Below are 21,527 nucleotides of genomic sequence, written 5' to 3'. Positions count from 1 at the left end.
CACCCGAACGTGACGATCGGAAGTGACATATACGACATGTCACAAAAGGGTGGTTCCGTCACCAATGTTACTGTACGAGGGCAAAGCCACCCTAATGTGACGGATTTGCCCATGACCCGCGTCGGCTACGCCCGCGTCAGCACCATCGACCAGGATCTCGACATCCAGGTTGCCCGGTTGAAGGCAGCGGGCTGTGAAATCCTCCGCTCCGAAACAGGCTCGGGCGCATCGCGCACTGGACGCACGGAGCTTGAGACGATCATGCAGTTCCTGCGCGCCGATGACGAACTCGTCGTCCTGCGTCTCGATCGGCTCGGTCGCTCCACACGCGATGTTCTCAATCTGGTTCATGAACTCGACCAGAAGGGAGCCTCATTGCGGGTGCTTGAGCCGGAGGTGACGACGGCCGGAAGCATGGGGCGGATGGTGATCACCATTCTGGGCATGGTCGCGGACATGGAACTGACGTTCATCAAGGACCGGCAGCGCGCCGGGATCGAGGCGGCGCGCGCCGAAGGCGTCTACAAAGGCCGGAAGAAAAACATCGATGACGATGAAATCCGACGCCGGATCACCGCCGGCGCGAGCAAGGCCAGCGTCGCGCGCGACCTCAAGATCTCAAGAATGACCGTCTATCGGGCGCTTGACGTCATTCCTTCAAGGATCGGGCTGCCGGAAAAGCCGCCTTCTGTCACCATCGCCCTGCATCTGACCATCGAGAACTTCAACAAGCATGGTCGTGGCAGAAAGCCCGCTCGCGAGCGCATTGAGGCGATGCTGGAGCGGGATTACCAGATGCAAAAGACCGGGAACTGCGATTACACGCTGACCGTCGCCTATGATCAGGGTGCCGATGGCGTCAGCCTCGATGATGAGATCGCATCTCTCCAGACAGAGATGTTCAACATCGCAGAGAGCTACAGGTGCTCGATCGAGACCGATGTTTACGAGATTGGAGGACAAGAGCGAGCCTGGTAGATCGCCATGTTCAATCTTTGTTCTTCAACATGGCCAAAATCGCAGCTTCGGGCCGACTGGGCCTTATCGATATGTGCGTGCGAGCGCTTGGGCCGGCGGCCCCTTCATGCTCGCGGCGACCGTCCTGTTCTGGGGTGTGCTGGGCCACAATATACCGCCCTATTCGGCAGGTCTGAGCGCCGACGAAGTGGCACAAAAGATAATCGCCAACGCGACCGAAGTTCGCATCGGCATGGCAATCATGATGCTGCTGGCAATCCTATATTTCGTCTGGGGCGTGGCGGTCGCGAAGGTCATGGAGGTCGTGGAGCGGGAAAACAAGGACAACAACGTCCTATCCACCATGGCGTATTTCAGCTGGGCGCTCACCGTCATGATCTTCATCATGCCCTGCAGCATGTGGCTGACCATTTCGTATCGACCGGAGGTCATGGAACCTCAAACCCTCATGCTCTTGTATGACTGGTCATGGATATTGTTCGACACGTCCTATTCTCTCACAACCCTTGGCATGGTCGCCATGGGCGTGTGCTTGATGTCCGACCGGCGCGAAAAGCCGCTGGTTCCGCGCTGGGTGTGCTGGGTTTCCATCGCCGATGGAGTCGCGTTCCTGCTCCTCTCGCTGATGCCTTTCGTCTACGAAGGGCCTCTGTCACGCAGCGGTTCGCTGAACTATTATGCTCAGTTCTCGGTGTTTTTCTTCTACTGGCTTGTCGTGTCGATTGCGATCGTACGAGCAAGCGGGCGCCTGGTTCGGGAGCATCGCGAGTCCAGCAGCATCCGGACTTGAGCCGCGGCGCGCCTAGGGACATTTGGTTCGAAGAAGGGAACGTTCGTTGTCTGAGACAACTTTACAAGGTTCGGAGGGCAAGTCTGCCCTCCAGACCTACCCCTCGATCTGGGCGTTTATCGTCCTTGACAGCGTCATTTTCGGGGTTTTCTTTCTTGTATTCATGGTCGAGCGGCTGGCGCAGCCGGGCCTTTTTTCGGCTTCCGCCAAGCACCTGGATCCGTGGCTCGGCTTCGTCAATACGTTGATATTGATCAGTGGCAGCCTGCTGGTAGCGCTTGCTGTGAACGCACATCGTAGGGGCCAGGGCGAACGTGTAACCCGACGGCTGCTGGTAGCGGCGATCGCCGTATCCAGCTGCTTCGGCCTGATAAAAATCACCGAATATGCTGAGAAATTCGGGTCGGGCATCACGCTCGTTACGAATGATTTCTTCACGCTGTATTTCGCGCTCACCGGCCTTCACTTCGTTCATTATCTCTTTGGCATGGTCGTTCTGGCCTATCTGGCCTGGGGCACCTCGTCGCGGGAAGCAACAGACCCTCGTTTTGCCATCTGGCTGGAGTCCGGGGGCTTGTTCTGGCACTTCGTTGATCTGTTATGGATCTTCCTGTTCTCAATGCTTTACCTGCTTTGGTAGAGGCTCACTCACATGACACACTCTATACGCCTGACAGGCATTTGGGCGCTGCTCATCGCGGTTTCGCTGGCCAGCTTTCTGATGGCAGAATATCACCATGCCAGAATGTTGGCCGTCGCCGTCGTGATGGCTATCGCCGGCTTCAAGGTGCGCTTGGTGCTGTACCACTTCATGGACCTTGGCACGGTGCCGCCCGGGTTTCGATGGTTCTTCAACTGCTGGGTGATCACCTGCTCCGTGATGATCTTCGGCATATACTGGTATACGGCAAAGATGATTGCCTGAAACGGTCGCAAACTCGGCCACCAGAAGATCCTTTTTATCGCCGGCGTGACGAGGTCGGTAGCAGCTCCAGTGCGCCGTTGGCTTATTGGTGAGAGCCCGAGCGAGCCTGCAAACAGACGACGGGGCGAATGACTATGTATTTTTCTGATGAACCCGATCACATTCAGATGTTGCGCGCAACCCTGCGCCGCTTCATCGAAAAGGAAGCGCCGCGGCCGAAAAGGGAGGAATGGCGGCGAGCGCAAGCGTGGCCGCGCGACGTTTTCGCAAAGCTGTCAGAACTGGGAGTCTGCGCTCTGACGGTTCCGGCGGAGTTTGGCGGCCAGGGGCCGGACTGGTACGCGGCAACGGCCGTGATCGAGGAATTAAGCCGGTGCGGTTCCTTTCTCGCAGGGCCTTATATTCATTGCGCCTTCTATGGTGGAGGCAACGTCGCCGAGAGCGGTTCGCCGGAACAGAAAGCGGTGTTGCTACCGAAAATAGCGGAAGGCAAGGTGCAGTTCGCTTACGGATTCTCCGAACCCGACGTCGGCGGCGATCTCGCATCGGTGCAGACTCGCGCCCATCTGGAGGATGGTGGCGACACGGTGGTCATCAACGGCTCCAAACGCTGGTGCACGGGCGCGGATTGGGCAGATTATATCATCTGCCTCGTGAACTCCGATCCTGAGGGGAGTAAATATCGTAATCTGACCCTGGTGCTCGTTCCGACAGATGCGGTCGGCATCACCCGGGCGGCCTTGAGCCATCGCAACATGGTCTACACCCACAGCTTTGATGTGCATTTTGACGATGTGCGGGTTTCCGCGGAGAACATCTTGGGCGGTCCTCAGGCCTGGAACGAAGGCTGGCGCGTGCTGGCGGGACAGTCGCTCGATGTCGAGAAGGTTGAAGTCGCCGCAATCACTTACGGCCTGGCGCAGGCCGCGGTGGAAGAAGCTTGGCAGTATGCCCAGGAACGGCAACAGTTCGGCAGGCCGATCAGCGGGCACCAGGCAGTGCGCCATGAACTGGTGGACGCGCGTACGCGATTGCAGGCCTGTCGTCATATGCTCTACCATGCGGCATGGCTTGTCAGCCAGGGCCGCCCGGCTTCCGTTGAGACGAGCATGGCCAAATTGTTCGTTGCCGACGTCTCAGTTCAAATCGGTCTCGCGTGCCAGAGGGTCCTTGGCGCTTACGGCTTGTCCGACGAATTCGATATGCCACAGATCGTGATCGATTTGATCGGAATGCCGATCATTGGCGGATCATCAAACATGCAGAAGAACAATATAGCCAAACGCTTGGGACTGGCCGAATAGCTTAGCTCCCCTTCTCTGGCTCGATCGTTTCGGAGCGGGTCGAACAAGGTCAACACCTTGTGGAAAGACCCTGATCGGAGTGGGGTAAAGGCTCGGTCCGGCGTGGGCGCTCAGCGAAGACGCAAATGCATTCCATGGGCGCAAGCGTCGCAGCCTCGGCTTCTCCGGGCGGGGCACCTGATGCCGCTATAAGGCGCAATATCCAGGCGACGGACACTCGCCCGTCGCCTGGATTATTCATTCGCCGACGGCGCCGGCCTCGCACCTCAAGACGATTTCGCGAGATCTGCAGCCGCCGGAACCTGCTGAACCATTCCGACCGAGCCGATGCGCTCACCCAGCACCAAGCACCACGTTCGGCTTTAGTAGGTCAAGTCGTCGCGGGGCGGTTGCCGACCCTCAGAGGCGCCGTTTCCTTGAGGAGCAAGCAGACGAACACCCCAATGGAAACGCCTGTCAGAGCGACGGTGAGGACGCTCGGTAGCCCGAAATTATTGGCCACAAACCCGGCAATAGCAGGCGCAACACCGCCGCCGAATATCTCACCTGCGCCAACCACAATGCCGATCGATGCGGCTACCAACCCTGCTGGAGCCGATTCAGTGGCAATGGGACCGGTTATCAAGGCGACGTTTCCGAGGCAGAAGAAGGAAGTTATGAACAGGGCGACGAACAGCAAGGTTGTGTCGGCACCGATCTGCGAAAACCAATATACCGAGACCGCTGCAGCCAGAAAACCGATGATGGCGAGCGGTTTGCGGCCGAACTTGTCCGAGAGTCCCGGCCAGCTAAACTGCCCGATAAACCCGCCGAAACCCATGGCCGACGTCACGATGCCCATTTCCTGCGGAGACAGTCGGATGACGTTCATCAGGTAGATCGGTACCATTGCGCCAAGAACGAAGACGCATGCCATTGCGCATATCAGCGCCATCATACAGACAATGATGTTACGGCTTTTCAGAGCTTCCATCCATTTGACGGGTGCTGCTTCCTCAATCCCCACCAGACCGGCAGCAGGTGCATTTCCAGGATCGCGCAGGACGAAATACAAAAGAAGTGCGACCAGGAAGCCCGGTATCGCGACGACCCAGAAAACCTCTCGCCATGACGGAACAACGGTGAGCAACTGTGTCGCGACCATCGGCGCCAAGGCAAAGCCGAACAAGGCAAAGCCGCTTTGTTGCAGGCCCAGGTTGAAGCCGCGCCGCTCCGGTTTCGAGGCGGCAGCCGTCGCTGCGAAACTTGTTGGACAAAAGGCACCTTCCGTCGCTCCCATCAGCGACCGGATAACCACCAGGAAAGTCAGACTGTGGGCTAGCCCGGAAAATCCCGACATCAGCGAGAACAGGATGATCGATGGAATGAGAACTTTTCGATGTCCTATGCGGTCTGACAAACGCCCGGCGAATATCGCGAAAAGCCCCCACACGATGCCGAGGACGCCGGCGAGGTAGCCAATATCGCCCTCTGCGAGACCCAAATCGGCTGCGATGAAGGGATATAAGGGTGCCAGGATCCATCTATCCAGCCCAACCAGACCGAACCCCAAGGCGAGCAGGAGCACCACCTTCCACTCATAGTCGGTGTCCCACGACTTGATTTCTTGGCTAGCACTCACCTTTGTCTCCCCAATCCTAAGTTTTTATCTATGACTCGGAATGAAAGCGTCGCACGACCTGAATGCCGGGAAGTCATTCAGAATTGCCGATATTCGTGGATCGCGCCCCCCGTCGGCCGATGCTATCACAAAAAGCGTAGCCGATACCAGCGGCGGCTTCTTCACTCCGGGGCAGCAGGCGTCGATGATGCCATCACCCCGCCGAACCCTAGATGTAAGCTGTCGACTAGGAGGCAGGGGTGCCAAACCCTGACCGGTTCAGTGAGTTCTCCAGAGCGCCCTTCATGATGTCGATCATCGGCATGACGAAGGAGTGCTGGTCCGCCGAGTTCTTTACGCGGACCTCACCATTCGCCCCCTTGCGCAGCAGATAAACAACTTCCCGGGCCATCACCTCAGCGGGCATCGTGGTTGAGGGATCACGGAAGGGAGGCGGCAGGAGAGGGGTGTCGACGACGCCGGGGCAAATCGCATTCACCCGCAAGCCCGATCCCTCGTTTGCCTGCGCCACGCTGCGGACAAGGCCGACCAGCGCATGTTTTGTGGCGACATAGAGCGGATCGATAGGGACCGGCTCAAAAGCGACAACGCTCGCGGTGACCGTGATCGTTCCGGACTTCGGCCGCATGAGCGGAATGAGCGCTTTCAAGCCGTGAAACACCCCGTCCACGTTGACGCTCATGATGTTTCGGTATTGCTCGAGCGTGACATCCTCGAGCGCCAGAAATGGATCGTCCTTCGGGACCGTCATCAGGCCGGCATTGAGATGCGCGAAATCGGGAACGCCAAATTGTTCGACGCAAGCGGTCACGGCGTTCACGACTGAATCGTAGCTGCGAACGTCGCAGTGTAGATAGGCACCGCCAACTTCCTGGGCGAGTGCTTCGCCGGCTGCCTTGTTGACGTCACACAGGGCGATCTTGACCCCTTCAGCGGCCAATTGTCGGACAGTCGCTTCGCCGATGCCGGTCGCCGCTCCGACCATGAAAGCCAATTCACCCATATGTCGCCTCCGTATAATTGATGCCTGCAACAGTCGGACTCATCGGGCGCCGCCGAATCAACTCGCAAGAGGGCGCACCCCGTTCAAAGGCGTGGCAGCCGGAAGCCGTGACGACGGCCCCTCGGCTGCAGTTTCGCTCGTCCCCCTCCGCAGACTCTCTTCCAAGAATGCCGCGGCCCTTGTGGAGGCGATTGTTCAAAACCTCCGCAGGCTTATCCGATAGCTTACTTACGTGCAAGTAAGGTGTCGTGGCGAGTGGTGCCTGGGAGCGTCTCAATCCGTTTTCCGCCTGAACAAAGTCTGGCGCTGGCGATGCATCCCTCCACGTGGGCGACTTGGATTGCTGAAGCCGTTGCTGCCGGGAAGGACCTTATGGCGAGAGCCGCTCCACTCTGCGTCGGACCGCTTGACCATACCGATGCCCAGGGCTGCGCTTTTTCGACACCCCGAGACTGCGAATCGGCTCTAAGCCGTCTTCGCGGAGCTTCTGGAAGTTAGGCAAGTAGCGCCGAATGGCTATGTCGGTTTTGTGTCGACTCGTCCGATTTCGTCAGTATTGCAGCGCAAGGACGGACAGAGCCGCAGATCGAATGACTCCTCAGATAATGTCGAGTTTACCTCATGAAAAATAATGTGTTTGTTACATCCACTACAGCGGTGTTCGGCGTTCTGGTTGTGGTCACCCTTCTCTCTTTCGTTCAGAGTGTAGATGCTACCGTGGCTGACTCCAAAAAGGCGGCGGCAGTGATCATTGCGGCAGCGATGATCAAATCGCTGGCCATAATTGAATTCTTTCTCGAAGTTCGCCACGCTCACTGGGCGGCAAGGCTTGTCGCCTGCGCTTGGACGATCTCTTTAGGCGGAATTCTGATGTGGTATCTGGTCGCTTGATGATCCAGGGAACTCTACAACGGGCAGACTGAAGGGGAATTCGGTTAACCGCAAGAGATCGCCGATCTGGTTCGCAAACCCTTGTTCGCACCCGAAGGCAAGGGGTAACCAGGGGCTTTCGACACTTCGCAATGATGAACAGCACGGGAGAATGAATTCATGGCTACGCCTATTGAAACCGTCACCGCCTTCTTCAGCGGCTGGACCGGAGGTCCGGGCGCGCTGCAAGAATTGATCGCCAAATATTTCACCCCGGAAACCGTGTGGGAAACCATCGGATCTGAGACCACCTACGGGATCGATCAAGCGATCGACCTTTGCAACAGGCTGGAAAACGATGCGCCGCCATTCAAATTTGTTCTCGAGTGGAGCGCTATCGCGGCGGACGGAGACATGGTGCTGTCGGAGCGTATCGACCATTATTATAACTTGGACGGTTCGAAGCGGACGATGATCAAGTGCATGGCGATCTGTCAGGTCCGGGACGGAAAGATCGTCATGTGGCGGGATTACTTCAATCACAGCGATTGGGCGGCAGTTCTCCAAGCTCCCGAGGTGGCCGCCTAGTTCCGTTATTCGGAACAATCGTCGGCGCGCACTCCTTTGCTAGAATTCTGCCGATGGAGTGCGGCAGCGGGCAGCTTGGGGATCATTGCCGCGCCCGATACGCTTGGCAGGGCCCTCTAGAACTGGCTGACCGCCGTCCGGTGCATCTCAAGCGGGCGCGTCGATCCTGGTCCGATCGGTCACGCCGGCCTGGCTGGCCAGACCGGCGGAGTGCCACTGAGTCCGCTCACGCTGCTCACGGATCAATCGGCTTTAAACTGTTGTGCGGGCGATGCGCCGGTCGTTCACGCCCGGGTCAGGTGAGACTGAATGGGGAATGGCTCGATCCGGCGCATCTACGGCTCGCTCAGCTGGAACCATCCATCAAGGAGCACCGCCGGGTCACGGATGGTCCTATTGCATCGACAAATCATGGTTCAGGGGAGCGACCAAGCAGCCGTGGTCAAGGAGCATCACCCTAAATGACATTCCTCCGCCGAGCCAGCGAGTTTCGGCGGCGTTGCGGTTCATTGGTAGCGACCCATTCCCGCACGCTGCTGCCCACCTGGGCGCGGAATGCCCGGCTGAAATTGCTCGGATCGGAGTAGCCCACCAGATAGGCGATCTGCGTTGCCGACATATTCGTGGTGCGCAAATAATGTTGTGCTTTTTCGACCCTGACTGCGCTCAGAAGATCCTGGAATGAGAGGTCATGTTCGTCACGCAGATGGCGCTGCAGCGTGCGCTTATCGCAGTGAAAGTACCGGGCGACTTCATCGACCGTCGGAGTGCCACTGGGGAGGAGCGAGCTGATTATGATGCGAATCTGGTTTGCTAGAGAGTTTTCGACAGCAGATACGGTCGGGTCATTGAGTTGCTCCTGCATGAGTGCATGCATGTCTTTATTGGAAAAGACGATCGGCACCTGGAGCATAGCAGGTCTTATCCAGACTGCATTCATGTCAGAATCGAAATCGACCGGCGCTTGAAAAAACTGTTCCGCTGCTTGTCGCGTGTCACCGGCCGAGTGAATGAAGGAAACGCTCTCGCACATGAACTTTCCATCCGTCATGATCTGAAGAGTGTGGAAGAGGTTGCATGGGCCGAACTCAGTTATGATCCTTTGTTGACGTACAGAAAGGTGCGAAGCATTCACCACGAACTGAATTGCGATCAGTTCGTCCTGCGGTTGAACGAACCACCGCGCAGGCGGTGCGTACGACTTTGTGAAGACCTTCAAGTCGTTCAACAGCTCTTTGACGTTAGATGCCGTTTGCAGCAGCAAACCCATCGAGCCGAGAGCCCCGAGGCCCTGATTTCTGGTGAGGCAGTAGACGAAGTCTTCACGACCCGTCTTTTCGATGCAAGCTTCCAGCAGGGCAACCGAAGCGCTTACGCTGACCATCATGTCGCCACGATCGAAATCCGCCTTTTCGAAGCCCAACTGCTTGGCAAGCGTCTCTAGATCGACGCCGAACGATTGCAGAGTGACTTCAAGGTTCTGCAATGCGCTCATGCGCACGAGTGCGGCCGAGGCCCCATTCTCCATGTTCCCCCGTTCCACGGTCGGCATATTACTGATCGTGTCGCGTTTGATCATTGGTGTCGTGATCTGTCAGATCGAATTCCTTGTCACGGTGCCCGGATCTCCATCCCGCCAGGCGCGACCATTCAAACAACGCTTCTCCGCCGCGCGAGCGAGCTTCGGCGTCGATGCGGCTCATTTGCGGCGACCCACTCTCGTACGCTGCATCCGACGAGGGCGCGAAATGCCCGGCTGAAGTTGCTGGGGTCAGAATAGCCCAGCAAGTAAGCGATCTGCGTCATCGACATGTTTGCCGTGCGCAAATAATGCTGGGCCTTTTCCAGTCTGACGGCACTCAACAGGTCTTGGAAGGAAAGGTCATGCTCGCGTCGCAAGTGCCGCTGCAGCGTGCGTTTGTCACAATGGAAATATCGCGCGACTTCCTCGACGGTTGGAGTTCCGCTCGGGAGGAGCGAGCTGATGATGATGCGGATCTGATTCGCTAACGAGCTTTCCAGCTCGAGCGTCGACGGATCACTGAGCTTCTCGCGCATCAGCGCGTGCATATCCTTGTTGGAAAAGACGATCGGCACCTTGAGTGTCTTGGGTCTGATCCACAGCGCGTTCATGTCGGCATTGAAATCGACTGGTGCCTGGAAGAATTGTTCTGCAGCTTGTCGCGTAGTGGCGTCGGAATGGATAAACGAAATGCTCTCGCACTTGAACTGACCGTTCGTCATGATTTGAAGAAGGTGAAAAAGCTTGCACGGCCCGAACTCGGTCACGATACGTTGTTGGCGGGCTGTCAGGTTCGATGCGTTCACAACAAGCTGGATGGCTATCAGATCGCCATGAGGTCTAATGAACCATTGTGCCAGAGGTGCATAGGATTTTGTAAATATCTCGAGATCGCTCAGGAGTTCTTTTATATTCGACGCGGTTTGCAACAGCAGGCCCATCGACCCGAGAGCCCCCAGGCCTTGGGTCTTGATGAGGTGATAGAAGAAATCCTCCCGACCCGTGGTGTCGATGCACGCTTCCATGAGAGCAACCGAAGCGCTCACGCTGATGATCATGTCGCCTCGGTCGAAATCGGATTTTTCGAATCCAAGCTGTTGGGAGAGTGCCTCCAGATCGACGCCGAACGACTGGAGTGTCTTCTCGAGATTTTGCAAACCGCTCATGCGCACGAACTCGGCCGAGGTGCCGTTGCCCCTGCTCACTCGCTCCGCAGCTGGTTCGTTGTGTCCTGATCTGACCATTGTTTGTCACGATATGACAAGAACTATCCGCCCGCAATGGCTAAGGTCGTCAAATTACAGGGAGAGTGCCATCTTGGATGGTCGACGGTGCTTCCGCCTCTCAGGCGCAAGCGGCGTCGCGGGTTCAGGCGAGCACCGGAAGAGTCGGAGGAGAGGTTATGAACGCTCATACGGAGCTACATGACAAGGTTGGATCGCCGACCAGCGAAATTGTCATCAGGAACATCCCATTCAAGTTCAACGATGAAAACTTCGATCCGATCTGGAACAAGCGGGAGCCGGAATTCAGCCAGATGGTAAATGCTGGTTCGCTGTCTCTACCTTATCTCGAGCCCTTTCTGATCCGAACGCTACGGGAGGCAATGGATCATGTCGATGATCCTGCCCTGAAAAAGGATATGCACGCGTTCAATGCCCAGGAGGCGCAGCACTTCAACCCGGCCTATTCATGAGACTGCTCCTCGGGGGCGGTCCGCCTAGATCTGTCGGTGGCCGCGTGACCTGGGCGAGCGGCTTGGCCGGCGTTTTTCAGCGCGGCAGGAGCAATGGGCTTTTCGAGGTTGATGGACTGGGGCTCGGGGATTCGGCGGCACAGCCGCGCTGGCTATGTGGGTGCTGGTCTGAGGCTGATGGCGATGGCTCTGAACACGCTGGCATCCGGGCAGGCTGACGCGAAGGCGACGCGGATGCGAGTGGCGGTTTCTATGACGCGGGCAGCGACCTTGAGCAGCCGCAGGCGCAGCGTTGCGAACTCGGCGGCGGCGAGTGCGGTGGCTTTTGGGATTTCCTGCTGGATGCGCCACAGGAGCCAGTAGGCGGCGGTGTGCAGGATGAGGCGCATCTGATTGGCGTTTGCAGAGCGGCACGAGGTGCGATCGCTGGCGAGCTGAGTTTTGTGGCGCTTGATCAGGTTCTCGGCGTTGCCGCGAGCGCAGTAGAGCGTGTCGTAGATGTGCTCGGCCGAGCCTTTGGCCAGCGAGGTGACGACATAGCGGATGTCCATGCCCATTGTGCTGGCCTCGATCCGGGCGACGACGCGGCGCTGGCAGTTCCAGCTCTTCGCGCCGTAGCTGGTCTCAGCATAGGTGCGCAGGACCGGATATTGGCGCTGAGCTCGCTTGACCGCGCAGGCATCGGCGACAGCGACGATGACCGGATCGCCACGCAGCGCGGCGTTGGTCGGCAGGCCGAAGACGTAATCGACGCTGGCCGCCTCGCAGAAGGCCATGACCTCGGGCCGGCCATAGTGCCCGTCGCCGCGGATGGTGATGTGCGTTTCCGGCCAGTTTCGGCGGATGTGACGCACCAGGCGCCGGATGTGGCCAGCAGCTTCGACACCCGACGGTGTCTTGCCGGTGCGCAGCAGCATCGCCACCGGCCGGCCGGTGGCGGTGTCGTAGACATGGATCGGCAGGAAACAGCGCTCGCCATGATGCCCGTTCCAGAACGACAACTGCTGATAACCGTGCACGACATCGCAGGTATCATCGATATCCAGCGTCACCGCCGCGGGCGGGGCGGGATAGCTGGCGCAGTAGATGTCGATCATCGCGGCCATCATTCTGGCCAGTTCGCGCGTAGTCGGTGCGTTCTCCCACCGGCTCATCGTCGGCTGACTGGCCAGCCCCGCACCCGATCCCGGCAGCTTGCCCAGCGCCAGCCGGAAGCCCGGATCGTCGCGCAGGGCGTCGAGGTCATCGGCGTCCTCGTAGCCGCAGGCGATCGCGAACACGCGGGCGCGCAGGATATCGTCGAGGCGATGAACCACCCGCGCAGGATCGCGCCAGTCGGCAATGCAAGCCGCAAGCCGCTGGCAAATCCCCATCGTGCGCTCGGCCTGCGCCAGGAGTAGGACACCGCCGTCCGATGTCAGCCGGCCACCGTCGAAAGCGGCTGTGACTTTCTTGCGCCCGGCCGCTGGGAATCGGAATGTGCTTGCGATATCGTCATTCATGGCGGGTGTGGCCTGTGGCATTTTCTGCCCTGCGGCAGGTTCGGCTTCGACACCCAGTTCCTAATTCAGATCAGAGGCTTATGCCACTCCCGCCAAACCACCAGATCCCGTCTGGTGAATAGGACGGGTTAGCGAGCGTTCTGGCATTGAACGCGGTGTCGGTGTCGTCTTCTCGATCCCATTGGGAGGACGATACCGGAAATTCCAGCAGGATCAGGCGGAAGCGAATGCCTCCGCTGCCTCTATGGATCTCGCGCAAGCGCGCCGGATGGTGCTGGCGATGGCCGATACTGATATGGCGAACGCCTCTGGCCGCTACGTCGCTTGGCAGCGGCTCCAGGGTGCCGCCAGAAGTTCGCTCGACGCCGCCACACGGACGGAGCGCGGGTACGAAGGGGGCATCATCGACCTGTCCGATCTGCTCTATTCCAGGCGGCAAGCACATGATGCGGACCGGCTGGCCATAGACGCGCGCAGCTCTGCGACACGAGCTATCGTGAAATTACTCATCGATTCTCATACGATATGGCAAGGTAACGAGAAGGAGCCATGAGGGCGTAGGTTGGCAATCGCTGTAGAGAATGAAGTCATCTTCCCATTCACGCGGAGGAATCTGAAATGCAGAGTTCAAAGCCTGGAACCCCAGTCCGGCCCCTAAAAGACTCAGCCCGAGCAAAGGCGAAATGGGACCCCGTCGTTAAGGTGACCCATTGGTCAATCGTTCTTGCTGTCATCGGGAATGCTATTTTCACCGAAGAGGGTTCGGGGCCACACGTCTGGGTGGGATACGCCCTCGCAACCGTTTTGGCGCTTAGGCTGCTCTGGGGTTTCGTAGGGCCCAAAGAGGCACGGTTCACAGCATTCCCACCGAGCCCGCGTAAAGCGCTTGCCCATATCCGGGAGATTAGAGCCGGACACAATGAAATCCATCCATCGCACAATCCGTTAGGTGCATTGATGGTCTACGCTATTTGGGGAACGCTTAGTATCATCATAGCGACCGGCATTGGCATGGCTGGTCTGCCCTCCACGAAATGGATTAGCGAGGCTCCGTCCCACGCCGTTGGTCGAGGCACAGATGACAGGGACAGCGTCGTACTCAAAGGTTCTAAGCGGAAAGAGGCAGGCGACGACGCAGAGGACGAGCCCTTGAAGGAAGTGCACGAGACAGCGGTGAATTTGCTGTACGTTCTGATTGCCCTCCACCTTGCCGGTGTTGTTTTCGAAACGAGGAGGAGTGGGAAGTATATTCTTACAGCGATGCTTCCCGGCCGAGCACAATAGGATGGAGGTAATGCTGCAACGTGGCGATAGCGGCTTGGCTTTCCGAATAGTCGATGATTGATGCGCTGGCCTACAGAACGGCTTGGACCGCAAGATCGGTGGCAGCGTTACGCTTTGCCTGTACAGCCTTCCGTTCGGAATAGCGGTCGACGAGCTGGCCGGCGTGCGGGCGGGTCAGGATCGTGAACCGGACGGGTTCCTCCATCACGTCGACGATGCGGTCATAATAGCTCGACGGCTTCATGCGGCCGGCCTCGTCGAATTCCTTGAACGCCATCGCCACGCTTGACTGGTTAGGGATGGTGATCATCCGCATCCAGCGGCCGAGCAGGCGCAGCGTGTTGACCGCGTTGAACGACTGCGAGCCGCCCGACACCTGCATGACCGCGAGGGTGCGGCCCTGGGTCGGCCGCATGCCGCCGAACTCCAGCGGCAGATGGTCGATCTGCGCCTTCATGATGCCGGTGATCTGGCCGTGCCGCTCGGGGCTGCACCAAACCATGCCTTCGGACCAGAGCGCGTGCTGGCGCAGCTCATGGACCGCCGGATGATCGTCACCCTTCACCTGATCTGGGAGCGGCAGGTCGCTCGGATCGAATATCCGCACGTCCGCGCCGAAGAGGATAAGCAGTCGCGCCGCTTCTTCAGCCGCGAGCCGGCTAAACGACCGCTCGCGCAGCGACCCGTACAACAGCAGGATGCGCGGCGGCGGCTGATTGTCGCCCATGCCGGCGGCGGGCCGAGTGATGGCGATGCTACGATCGAGTGCGGGCAGATGGTCGGCGTCGGGCACTTCACGAAGGCGCGTCATCCAAGATCCTTGACGAGATAGGTCGCGCGCGGACCGCACAGCGACGTGAACTGCGCGGTCGCGGCGATGAACGCCGGCGCGGCATCGCGATCGGCATCGGCGTAACCGAGCCTGCGGAAGAACTCCCCGGTGCCGCTGGTCAGAAGATGCAGCCGCTCGACCGCGCCATCGGCAACGCCTTCAAGGCGCTCGACCAGCATCCGGCCATATCCTTTGCCGCGACGGGTCGGCAGGACAACGAGCGAGCGGAGCAGTCGGTCGGGACCGTTGCCCTCCAGACCGATGAACCCGATCAGACCCTCGTCGTCGGACAGGCTGAAGAACATCTGGTCGGGACCGCCGAGATCGTCGGTCGGAAGCTGCGCGGCGCCAAGCGCGAGCCGCAGAATATCATCAGCGTGCCGAGCCTCGGAGAAATAGATCTGGGTCATGCCGTCGCTCTCGCTTCGTACCAGGGCCGCGTCCGCTTCACGATCGAGACGACCGACAGCATCACCGGCACCTCGACCAGCACGCCGACGACGGTCGCCAGCGCCGCGCCCGAGTTGAGCCCGAACAGGCTGATCGCGGCGGCGACCGCCAACTCGAAGAAGTTGGAAGCACCGATCAGCGCGGCTGGCGCCGCCACGCACCATGCCACACCGAGCCGGCGGCTCAGCCAGTAGGCTAGCCCCGCGTTGAAATAGACCTGGATGAGGATCGGCACGGCGATCAGCGCGATGACCAGCGGATGGGCGATGATCGCCTCACCCTGAAACCCGAACAGCAGCACCAGCGTGGTCAGCAGCGCCAGCAGCGAGACCGGCCCGAGCCAGGCCAGCAGCCGGTCCAGTGCTGCCTGTCCGCCTGATCCGACCACCGCACTGCGGACGATCTGCGCGACGATGACCGGTACGACGATGTAGAGCATCACCGAGATCAGCAGCGTGTCCCACGGCACGGTGATCGACGCGACGCCGAGCAGCAGGCCGACCAGCGGCGCGAAGGTGAACACCATGATCACGTCATTCAGCGCGACCTGGCTCAACGTGTAGGTCGGCTCGCCCTCGCAGAGGTTGGACCAGACGAACACCATCGCCGTGCAAGGCGCGGCGGCGAGCAGGATCAGACCGGCAATATAGGAGCTGACCTCGCCCGCCGGCAGCAAGGGCCGAAACAGCCAGCCCAGGAACAGCGTGCCGAGCAGCGCCATCGAGAACGGCTTCACCGCCCAGTTGATGAACAGCGTGACGCCGACGCCCTTCCAATGCTGGCGGACCGAGCCGAGCGCCCGAAGATCGATCTTCAGCAGCATGGGGATGATCATCAGCCAGATGAGCACCGCCACCACGAGGTTGACCCGCGCCACCTCCGCTGTGGCGATCGCGCCGAACAGGCCCGGCAGCGCGTAGCCGAGCGCGATCCCGACCACGATGCACAGCGCTACCCAGACGCTGAGATAGCGCTCGAATGTGCTGATCGCCGGCTTCGCCGGCGCCGCAGTGGTCATGCGCCGATCCTGTTGCCCGCGTCGTCGATGACCTTCTCGCCGTCTTCCTTGGTGAAGGCGCCGCGCTGCCGGGAAGGTAGCAGGTCCAGCACCTCTTCCGACGGACGGCACAGCTTCACGCCGAGTGGCGAGACGACGATCGGCCGGTTGATGAGGATCGGATGCTCGATCATCGCGTCGATGAGCTGGTCATCGCTCAGCGCCGGATCGCCCAAGCCAAGTTCGGCATAGGGCGTGCCCTTCTCGCGCAGCAGCGCGCGGGGCGTGATCCCCATGCGACCGATCAGCGAAACGAGACGCGAGCGGTTGGGCGGGGTCTTCAGATACTCGATGACGTGCGGCTCGATGCCGGCGTTCTGGATCATCGCCAGCGTGTTGCGCAACGTCCCGCACTCGGGGTTGTGATAGATGATGATATCGACGGTCATGGCGGCCTTCAGCAGCAGGGGTTGAGCTCGGCGATCAGCGGCTCGCAAAGCTCCGCCTTCCCACCGCAGCAGTCCTTCACGAGAAACAGGGTCAGCGCCTTCAACTGGTCGAGATCGGCGCGGTAGTTGATGATGCGGCTGCGCCGCTCGGACCGGATCAGCCCGGCGCGGGCCAGCGTCGCGAGATGCACCGACATGGTGTTCTGCGGCACGTCGAGCGCCTTGGCGACCTCGCCAGCGGCCAGGCCGTCAGGCTCGTGGCGGACCAGCAGGCGGAATGCGTCGAGGCGCGTGCCCTGCGCGAGCGCGCCAAGGACCGAGATGGCTGAGTCGTTGTCCATATATCCACGTTATTGGATATATGGATTTAATCAAGGAGCGTCTGACTTTACCAGAAGCCGACCTTGGCCGCTCCGTCACGAAAGGCCGGGTCTGGTCGGCCCCTGCCGCGCTCGCCCCTGTCGCCAAACACATGTTTCCCGACAGGGGACGACGCAAACGGATTGCAGTTCCATGACGACGCCCGATTATGTACGACAAACCCTGTCGCCTTGATCTAATGCGCGACAACATCAATTCAGAGGTTTGTCGTACATGCTCATCGGGTACATGCGTGTCTCATCGGTCGACGATCGCCAGTCGGTCGACCTGCAGCGCGATGCTCTCATCGCCGCCGGCGTCGATGAGCGTCATCTCTATTCCGACAAAGCATCGGGCGCACGGGACGATCGCCCCGGGCTGAAGGCTTGCCTGGAGTACCTGAAGCATGGCGACACGCTGATCGTTTGGAAGCTCGACCGCCTCGGGCGATCCCTGGCCAACCTTCTGACGATCATCACCGACCTGAAAGACCGGCGCGCTTGCTCAATATGAACGCGCGCTCACGCGCGAACGGGTGATGGCGGGTTTGGCAGCAGCTCGGCGGCGCGGTCGGCACGGGGGGCGTCCACCTAGCATCAACGCGGAAACGATCGAGCAGATCACTGACGCACTCAATGCTGGTGCAAGCAAGGCGTCAGTGTGCCGGTCCTTCAAGGTGCCCCGATCGACCCTCATCGGCACGCTTGATCGGATTGGCTGGACGGGGCCAGCCAAGGCCTGAGCAGATGCCCCGCCGTTCTGTTCTGACCGAGGCGCAACATGCCGAGTTGTTCGCCTTGTCCGAAAACGAAGCCGACCTGGTGCGGTACTGGACGCTCGGTGTCGACGATCTGCGCGCCATCACGAGCCGAAGGCGTCCCCACAACCGACTCGGTTTTGCGCTACAGCTCTGTGCCTTGCGCTATCCCGGCCGGCTGCTGAAGCCCGGCGAATTCATCCCGGATGCTCCTCTCAGGTTCGTCGGGGATCAGCTCGGCATCCCGAGACAGCCACGATGGTGCGCGGGCAAATGAGCAAATATGTGCGGCATCTCGGCAGCCTGGTCGAGGACCTGCTCGACATCGCACGCATCGACCAAGGCAAGATCGCGCTCAAGAAGGAGCATCTGTTGCTCCAGGATCTGCTGACCTTTGCCGTCGAAGGATCACGCCATCATATCGATGCGGCCAGCCATGAGCTGATCCAGGATGTCGCGCCTGAGCCGATCTGGCTGGAGGCCGATCATGCCCGTCTTGCGCAGGTCGTCGGCAATCTCCTCACCAACGCCGCCAAATACACGCCTGCGGGCGGAGAAATTCACCTCTCCGCGAGGCGCGAAGAGGATCAGGTCCGCATCGAGGTCGCCGATACGGGCGTCGGCATCCCGGCGGAGATGCAGGCCCGGATCTTCGATCTGTTTGCCCAGATCGATGGGTCCAACCAGCGCACGCAGGAAGGACTTGGGATCGGACTCGCGCTCGTCAAACAGTTGGTCGAGCTCCACGGCGGGACGATCACGCTCAAGCGCAGCGCGCCGGGAGAGGGCAGCGTTTTCGAGGTCGTCTGAGGCGGGCCGCGACCTCTACGGTCCATCGTCCCCAGGCTCGGCCACTCCTGTTGTTCGCTCCTTTTCGAACCCGTGCATGCCCCACCACCACTGCAGCGCGATGATCGCGCCTTTGGCGGGCTGCAACAGGCCAAGAAGCAGAACAAGCGCCAGCGGTACGATGATCGCCATCATCGCGGTGACCGAGAGCGCGAAATCGCGGGCCAGCGCGATGATGAGGGGCGCCATGAGGTGACCGGTCACGATGATTGCCACATAGGCCGGGAAGTCGTCCGCGCGTTGATGGCTCCAGTCCTGGCCGCAGTGCGCGCAGATGGTCACAGGTTTGAGGAATCGGTAGAATAGGTGCGCTTCGCCGCACCTTGGACAGCGGCCGCGCACGCCGCGTAGCGCGGCGGTACCCAGCGTTTCGGGCAGAGCGCAGTCTCGACGTTTCGGCCCGATGAACTGGGCGGGCGGGGCGCCGGCCGGACGATCACGGCGATCGAATGGCGTTCGGGTGAAAGCAGGCAAGATCATCTCGCTGCTATCGAAAAGAGAGGCAAGGCTGGACGGCAGACAGCCCCAGGAATCATATGGCTTTTACACTCAAATATGAAGGCGCAGTTATGATGTATAAAACATCATTCCGACGTCCGAAATGTGCGCTCGTCTGATTAAAGCGGCGATCCGAGAGCCTGCGCTGCGTCGTCCAGATCCGCCTCCGCGATGACATAGCTGTCGCCCTCTCCGGCAAAGAAGAGGTTCAGTTGCGCCTCGCTTCGGGCTTCTGGCGCGGGACCATGGTGCGCCTCGTCCCAATGCGCCTCGACGAAGCTCCACAAGGCCGCGCTGGCCGCTGGCCGATCGTCATAGATGCCTACCTTCTCCGTCCCCTGGAAGACGATCACTAATACCGTAGCCAGCACAGCCTTCTTCGCCCTTGAACCGTTGCCTTTCATGGGATTCCGCACGAACCTGCGACGCTTCAGGCACCCCGTGCGGCTTTCATTCACCCTCCGGGCAAGATGGGCAAAGAATGAGCGGGTTCAACAGGCTGAATTAAGACCATTTTGGAGCTAAACCATTTGCCAATATGCTTGTGCTAGGAAGTGTCGAACGCGCGGGAACAGGTGTCGTCTCAAGCGCGTACTGGACATGGCAAGAAAGACATAGAGACTCATGGCGCAGTTGACGCAGATGGAAATTGCCAATTGGCTTGCGATTTACGTTGGCGTCGGCCTGTGCTGCGCGCTCGCAGTTTCGCTGTCGGTCGGGGTGCTTCTCGGACAGCTGGTTCAGGAGCGTGCCTGGCGCCAAATTCACGATGTGCGTGGAGCAGCATTGTTTCTGCCCCGGACCTGGTGGCGCTGGCAGAAACTCTATTTGCTGTCGACGCCGGTCACCTTGGGCATTGTGGCATGGTTCGCCGCGACGCTCCGCTGGTCCTGAGCAGAGGCGAGGGCGCTCGCCGTATCATTATTGCCTGATGCGCCGGGCTCACAGGCCTAAGGCGGTTCGCACGATATCCGGTACGGCACCGCGCTCAAGCGCGTCGGGCCCGAGGCTAATCAGCGGCGCGATCATCTCGAGGCGCGGATGGATGGCGGCCTTCACCGCCAGAAAGTTCTCGTCGAGGGCGCTCTGCGCCGCAACGACCAGCTGCCGGATCTCGCCGGTCTCTCTCGACTGCGCTTCAAGCAGGAAGTCGGGCCGACAGGCGCCTTGCGGGGTCAACTGGTCGAAGAGCGGCTTTTCGATCACGAGATCAATACCGAGGCGATCGAGCCCTCGTCGCGCGTCAAGCAGGCCGCGATAGAGAGATCGCTCGAATTCGGAGGCAACCGGCACGAAACGCTGGCCTGAGAGGATGGGCTGCGCATAGGCGCGCAGCGCCGCATAGCCGTCGGCCTCGGGATATTCGCCGACCACGACCAGTACCAGGTAAGGACCTTTGATCGGGTTGCCGCGGATCGATGGGGACTGCACCCGATTGGCGAGCACCACCGGCTCGGCGCCCGCGACATGGATGGTCGCACCCTGCACCGCTGTCGCGTAGAGCGCGAGGAACGCCTGCGGTGCGTGACCCGGTGGCCACTGATGGGATAACGCGCGCAGACCTGCGAACACGCGATTATTGTGAAAGGGGCGGGCATGTGTCCATAAGGCGCGGCCGAGCTCGATGCCGGGTGCAAGCTCGATCCGCGCGGCCGCCGCGCTCAGGGCCCTGAATTCTTGTGCAATGGAGCGTTCGGGCGGCTCCGCCCCAAGCGGCGGCGTGCGATGGACACCGGCCAGGGTCATAAGGCGCCAGAGAAGGCGGGCGAGACGCGGCACCGTCGCATTGCGTGTCCTGTCGTCGATACTGTCGGCCTGCGGCTTTTGCGCCAGCTTCTCAGGGGCTGGCCGCAGCACTTCGAAATAGCCTTCCGGGGGATCGGCCGGCGAATGGGGTGTACGGATCTCCGAAATGCGATTGGTCGCCTGCTCGCGAAAGAAGGGGCATTGGGGACGATGCTCGGGCCGGTCGGCGCCCGTCAGGCGCCGCAGATAATAGGTTTCAGCTTCCGACAGGAAGGCGGGGGTCAGGACCGGCGGCCGGGTGTCGGGACCCAGGCAGTCGCATGCGATCCACTTGGCGCCGATCCGTGCTTGCTGGACCAGCGCGATCCCCGCCTCTTCATCGCCGCGCGAGCCTTCGCCCGTATACCAGCGCACCAGTGCGGACCGCACGAGGTCGGGAAGGGGGATGCGACGACCTTTTTGTCCGTCGCCCTGCCGGTCGATCAGCCACATGGAGAAGCCCTTTT

25 protein-coding genes and 2 pseudogenes are annotated in these 21,527 nt (G+C 60.2%); 14 read left to right on the top strand and 13 right to left on the bottom strand.

Features of this window, described 5'->3' with window-relative positions; all coding sequences use genetic code 11:
* Positions 1–111 precede the first annotated feature (111 nt).
* The 5 genes from SAMIE_RS20905 to SAMIE_RS20885 all read left to right on the top strand — a co-directional run bounded on the left by SAMIE_RS20905 (position 112) and on the right by SAMIE_RS20885 (position 3,997).
* Positions 112–978 (top strand): recombinase family protein, encoded by an 867-nt coding sequence (locus SAMIE_RS20905; RefSeq protein WP_006961816.1) that lies wholly within the window; start codon positions 112–114, stop codon positions 976–978.
* A gap of 106 nt (positions 979–1,084) precedes the next feature.
* Positions 1,085–1,768, top strand: coding sequence for a hypothetical protein (locus tag SAMIE_RS20900; protein WP_126516953.1), 684 nt, complete (start codon positions 1,085–1,087; stop codon positions 1,766–1,768).
* Positions 1,769–1,814: 46 nt separating this feature from the next.
* Positions 1,815–2,408 (top strand): cytochrome c oxidase subunit 3, encoded by a 594-nt coding sequence (locus tag SAMIE_RS20895; RefSeq protein WP_066522074.1) that lies wholly within the window; start codon positions 1,815–1,817, stop codon positions 2,406–2,408.
* A 12-nt stretch (positions 2,409–2,420) separates the two neighbouring features.
* Positions 2,421–2,693, top strand: coding sequence for a cytochrome C oxidase subunit IV family protein (locus tag SAMIE_RS20890; protein ID WP_066522072.1), 273 nt, complete (start codon positions 2,421–2,423; stop codon positions 2,691–2,693).
* Between the two features lie 134 nt (positions 2,694–2,827).
* On the top strand, positions 2,828–3,997 hold the full coding sequence (locus SAMIE_RS20885) for an acyl-CoA dehydrogenase family protein (RefSeq protein ID WP_233423709.1): 1,170 nt from the start codon (positions 2,828–2,830) through the stop codon (positions 3,995–3,997).
* A gap of 370 nt (positions 3,998–4,367) precedes the next feature.
* Here SAMIE_RS20885 and SAMIE_RS20880 read toward each other — a convergent pair whose 3' ends face one another.
* Positions 4,368–5,618 carry an MFS transporter gene (locus SAMIE_RS20880; RefSeq protein ID WP_096362255.1) on the bottom strand — a complete coding sequence of 417 codons (1,251 nt, stop codon included), beginning with the start codon at positions 5,616–5,618 and terminating at the stop codon, positions 4,368–4,370.
* A gap of 226 nt (positions 5,619–5,844) precedes the next feature.
* Complete coding sequence (locus SAMIE_RS20875) at positions 5,845–6,621, bottom strand: SDR family oxidoreductase (RefSeq protein WP_066522062.1); 777 nt, start codon at positions 6,619–6,621, stop codon at positions 5,845–5,847.
* Between the two features lie 621 nt (positions 6,622–7,242).
* Here SAMIE_RS20875 and SAMIE_RS20870 point away from each other — a divergent pair.
* Both SAMIE_RS20870 and SAMIE_RS20865 read left to right on the top strand, forming a co-directional pair.
* Positions 7,243–7,512, top strand: coding sequence for a cytochrome C oxidase subunit IV family protein (locus SAMIE_RS20870; RefSeq protein WP_083949243.1), 270 nt, complete (start codon positions 7,243–7,245; stop codon positions 7,510–7,512).
* A 159-nt stretch (positions 7,513–7,671) separates the two neighbouring features.
* The gene (locus SAMIE_RS20865; RefSeq protein ID WP_066522057.1) at positions 7,672–8,079 is read left to right on the top strand and encodes a limonene-1,2-epoxide hydrolase family protein; all 408 of its coding nucleotides are present in this window, start codon (positions 7,672–7,674) and stop codon (positions 8,077–8,079) included.
* Positions 8,080–8,536: 457 nt separating this feature from the next.
* Here SAMIE_RS20865 and SAMIE_RS20860 read toward each other — a convergent pair whose 3' ends face one another.
* Together SAMIE_RS20860 and SAMIE_RS20855 are read right to left on the bottom strand one after the other, a co-directional pair.
* Positions 8,537–9,658 (bottom strand): helix-turn-helix domain-containing protein, encoded by a 1,122-nt coding sequence (locus SAMIE_RS20860; RefSeq protein ID WP_066704061.1) that lies wholly within the window; start codon positions 9,656–9,658, stop codon positions 8,537–8,539.
* A gap of 71 nt (positions 9,659–9,729) precedes the next feature.
* A complete protein-coding gene (locus SAMIE_RS20855; protein ID WP_066704062.1) occupies positions 9,730–10,806 on the bottom strand; it encodes an AraC family transcriptional regulator in 1,077 nt (358 codons plus the stop codon).
* A 197-nt stretch (positions 10,807–11,003) separates the two neighbouring features.
* Here SAMIE_RS20855 and SAMIE_RS20850 point away from each other — a divergent pair, with 197 nt between their 5' ends.
* Entirely contained in the window at positions 11,004–11,297 is a 294-nt protein-coding gene (locus SAMIE_RS20850) for a metal-dependent hydrolase (protein ID WP_162849112.1), read from the top strand.
* Positions 11,298–11,449: 152 nt separating this feature from the next.
* Here SAMIE_RS20850 and SAMIE_RS20845 read toward each other — a convergent pair whose 3' ends face one another.
* Positions 11,450–12,799: an IS1380 family transposase gene (locus SAMIE_RS20845; protein ID WP_162849047.1), complete on the bottom strand. Its 1,350-nt coding sequence runs from the start codon at positions 12,797–12,799 to the stop codon at positions 11,450–11,452.
* A 118-nt stretch (positions 12,800–12,917) separates the two neighbouring features.
* Between SAMIE_RS20845 and SAMIE_RS20840 the strand changes: the two genes are divergently transcribed.
* Together SAMIE_RS20840 and SAMIE_RS20835 are read left to right on the top strand one after the other, a co-directional pair.
* Complete coding sequence (locus SAMIE_RS20840; RefSeq protein ID WP_126516951.1) at positions 12,918–13,352, top strand: TolC family protein; 435 nt, start codon at positions 12,918–12,920, stop codon at positions 13,350–13,352.
* 65 nt (positions 13,353–13,417) lie between these two features.
* Entirely contained in the window at positions 13,418–14,083 is a 666-nt protein-coding gene (locus SAMIE_RS20835; RefSeq protein ID WP_048937959.1) for a cytochrome b/b6 domain-containing protein, read from the top strand.
* A 70-nt stretch (positions 14,084–14,153) separates the two neighbouring features.
* Here the strand turns inward: SAMIE_RS20835 and arsH are convergent, their stop codons facing one another.
* From arsH to SAMIE_RS20810, 5 genes are read right to left on the bottom strand one after another with little or no spacing between them, the layout of a single operon-like run.
* A complete protein-coding gene (gene arsH / locus SAMIE_RS20830; protein WP_066701700.1) occupies positions 14,154–14,894 on the bottom strand; it encodes an arsenical resistance protein ArsH in 741 nt (246 codons plus the stop codon).
* The gene (locus SAMIE_RS20825) at positions 14,891–15,325 is read right to left on the bottom strand and encodes a GNAT family N-acetyltransferase (RefSeq protein WP_048937961.1); all 435 of its coding nucleotides are present in this window, start codon (positions 15,323–15,325) and stop codon (positions 14,891–14,893) included. The genes arsH and SAMIE_RS20825 overlap by 4 nt, the downstream gene beginning before the upstream one ends.
* Positions 15,322–16,383, bottom strand: a complete 1,062-nt coding sequence (gene arsB, locus SAMIE_RS20820) for an ACR3 family arsenite efflux transporter (protein ID WP_048937962.1) — start codon at positions 16,381–16,383, stop codon at positions 15,322–15,324. Before arsB ends, SAMIE_RS20825 begins: the two co-directional genes overlap by 4 nt.
* Positions 16,380–16,811, bottom strand: a complete 432-nt coding sequence (gene arsC, locus SAMIE_RS20815; protein WP_066701701.1) for an arsenate reductase (glutaredoxin) — start codon at positions 16,809–16,811, stop codon at positions 16,380–16,382. Before arsC ends, arsB begins: the two co-directional genes overlap by 4 nt.
* A gap of 8 nt (positions 16,812–16,819) precedes the next feature.
* Positions 16,820–17,152, bottom strand: coding sequence for an ArsR/SmtB family transcription factor (locus SAMIE_RS20810; protein WP_048937964.1), 333 nt, complete (start codon positions 17,150–17,152; stop codon positions 16,820–16,822).
* 253 nt (positions 17,153–17,405) lie between these two features.
* Between SAMIE_RS20810 and SAMIE_RS20805 the strand changes: the two are divergent.
* The 3 genes and pseudogenes from SAMIE_RS20805 (at position 17,406) to SAMIE_RS20795 (ending at position 18,738) form a co-directional block, all read left to right on the top strand.
* A pseudogene (locus SAMIE_RS20805) lies at positions 17,406–17,913 on the top strand (recombinase family protein).
* A gap of 4 nt (positions 17,914–17,917) precedes the next feature.
* A pseudogene (locus tag SAMIE_RS20800) lies at positions 17,918–18,172 on the top strand (DUF4158 domain-containing protein); the annotation flags it as partial.
* Between the two features lie 14 nt (positions 18,173–18,186).
* Positions 18,187–18,738: a sensor histidine kinase gene (locus SAMIE_RS20795; protein ID WP_232037470.1), complete on the top strand. Its 552-nt coding sequence runs from the start codon at positions 18,187–18,189 to the stop codon at positions 18,736–18,738.
* Positions 18,739–18,753: 15 nt separating this feature from the next.
* On the opposite strand, the gene SAMIE_RS20790 is transcribed toward SAMIE_RS20795, so the two are convergent.
* Together SAMIE_RS20790 and SAMIE_RS20785 are read right to left on the bottom strand one after the other, a co-directional pair.
* A complete protein-coding gene (locus tag SAMIE_RS20790; RefSeq protein ID WP_232037468.1) occupies positions 18,754–19,257 on the bottom strand; it encodes a DUF983 domain-containing protein in 504 nt (167 codons plus the stop codon).
* Between the two features lie 137 nt (positions 19,258–19,394).
* Complete coding sequence (locus tag SAMIE_RS20785; RefSeq protein ID WP_066701775.1) at positions 19,395–19,679, bottom strand: hypothetical protein; 285 nt, start codon at positions 19,677–19,679, stop codon at positions 19,395–19,397.
* A gap of 220 nt (positions 19,680–19,899) precedes the next feature.
* Between SAMIE_RS20785 and SAMIE_RS20780 the strand changes: the two genes are divergently transcribed.
* Positions 19,900–20,169: a hypothetical protein gene (locus SAMIE_RS20780; protein ID WP_066701706.1), complete on the top strand. Its 270-nt coding sequence runs from the start codon at positions 19,900–19,902 to the stop codon at positions 20,167–20,169.
* A 48-nt stretch (positions 20,170–20,217) separates the two neighbouring features.
* Here SAMIE_RS20780 and SAMIE_RS20775 read toward each other — a convergent pair whose 3' ends face one another.
* Entirely contained in the window at positions 20,218–21,513 is a 1,296-nt protein-coding gene (locus tag SAMIE_RS20775) for a hypothetical protein (RefSeq protein WP_066701708.1), read from the bottom strand.
* Positions 21,514–21,527 lie beyond the last annotated feature (14 nt).

Origin of the sequence: Sphingobium amiense (assembly GCF_003967075.1) — a bacterium.
In the GTDB taxonomy this organism is placed as follows: Bacteria; Pseudomonadota; Alphaproteobacteria; order Sphingomonadales; family Sphingomonadaceae; genus Sphingobium; species Sphingobium amiense.
Note: the sequence above shows the minus strand (reverse complement) of the source record. Positions and strands in the feature narration are given on the sequence as shown.

Coding starts and splice junctions, on each gene's coding strand:
- SAMIE_RS20865 (WP_066522057.1), top strand. CDS start 7,672: ATGGCTACGCCTATTGAAACCGTCACCGCCTTCTTCAGCGGCTGGACC.
- SAMIE_RS20850 (WP_162849112.1), top strand. CDS start 11,004: ATGAACGCTCATACGGAGCTACATGACAAGGTTGGATCGCCGACCAGC.
- SAMIE_RS20790 (WP_232037468.1), bottom strand. CDS start 19,257: ATGATCTTGCCTGCTTTCACCCGAACGCCATTCGATCGCCGTGATCGT.
- SAMIE_RS20780 (WP_066701706.1), top strand. CDS start 19,900: ATGGCGCAGTTGACGCAGATGGAAATTGCCAATTGGCTTGCGATTTAC.
- SAMIE_RS20795 (WP_232037470.1), top strand. CDS start 18,187: ATGGTGCGCGGGCAAATGAGCAAATATGTGCGGCATCTCGGCAGCCTG.
- SAMIE_RS20810 (WP_048937964.1), bottom strand. CDS start 17,152: ATGGACAACGACTCAGCCATCTCGGTCCTTGGCGCGCTCGCGCAGGGC.
- arsH (WP_066701700.1), bottom strand. CDS start 14,894: ATGACGCGCCTTCGTGAAGTGCCCGACGCCGACCATCTGCCCGCACTC.
- arsB (WP_048937962.1), bottom strand. CDS start 16,383: ATGACCACTGCGGCGCCGGCGAAGCCGGCGATCAGCACATTCGAGCGC.
- SAMIE_RS20900 (WP_126516953.1), top strand. CDS start 1,085: ATGCTCGCGGCGACCGTCCTGTTCTGGGGTGTGCTGGGCCACAATATA.
- SAMIE_RS20860 (WP_066704061.1), bottom strand. CDS start 9,658: ATGATCAAACGCGACACGATCAGTAATATGCCGACCGTGGAACGGGGG.
- SAMIE_RS20835 (WP_048937959.1), top strand. CDS start 13,418: ATGCAGAGTTCAAAGCCTGGAACCCCAGTCCGGCCCCTAAAAGACTCA.
- SAMIE_RS20785 (WP_066701775.1), bottom strand. CDS start 19,679: ATGAAAGGCAACGGTTCAAGGGCGAAGAAGGCTGTGCTGGCTACGGTA.
- SAMIE_RS20890 (WP_066522072.1), top strand. CDS start 2,421: ATGACACACTCTATACGCCTGACAGGCATTTGGGCGCTGCTCATCGCG.
- SAMIE_RS20875 (WP_066522062.1), bottom strand. CDS start 6,621: ATGGGTGAATTGGCTTTCATGGTCGGAGCGGCGACCGGCATCGGCGAA.
- SAMIE_RS20905 (WP_006961816.1), top strand. CDS start 112: ATGACCCGCGTCGGCTACGCCCGCGTCAGCACCATCGACCAGGATCTC.
- SAMIE_RS20870 (WP_083949243.1), top strand. CDS start 7,243: ATGAAAAATAATGTGTTTGTTACATCCACTACAGCGGTGTTCGGCGTT.
- SAMIE_RS20825 (WP_048937961.1), bottom strand. CDS start 15,325: ATGACCCAGATCTATTTCTCCGAGGCTCGGCACGCTGATGATATTCTG.
- SAMIE_RS20885 (WP_233423709.1), top strand. CDS start 2,828: ATGTATTTTTCTGATGAACCCGATCACATTCAGATGTTGCGCGCAACC.
- arsC (WP_066701701.1), bottom strand. CDS start 16,811: ATGACCGTCGATATCATCATCTATCACAACCCCGAGTGCGGGACGTTG.
- SAMIE_RS20845 (WP_162849047.1), bottom strand. CDS start 12,799: ATGAATGACGATATCGCAAGCACATTCCGATTCCCAGCGGCCGGGCGC.
- SAMIE_RS20775 (WP_066701708.1), bottom strand. CDS start 21,513: ATGTGGCTGATCGACCGGCAGGGCGACGGACAAAAAGGTCGTCGCATC.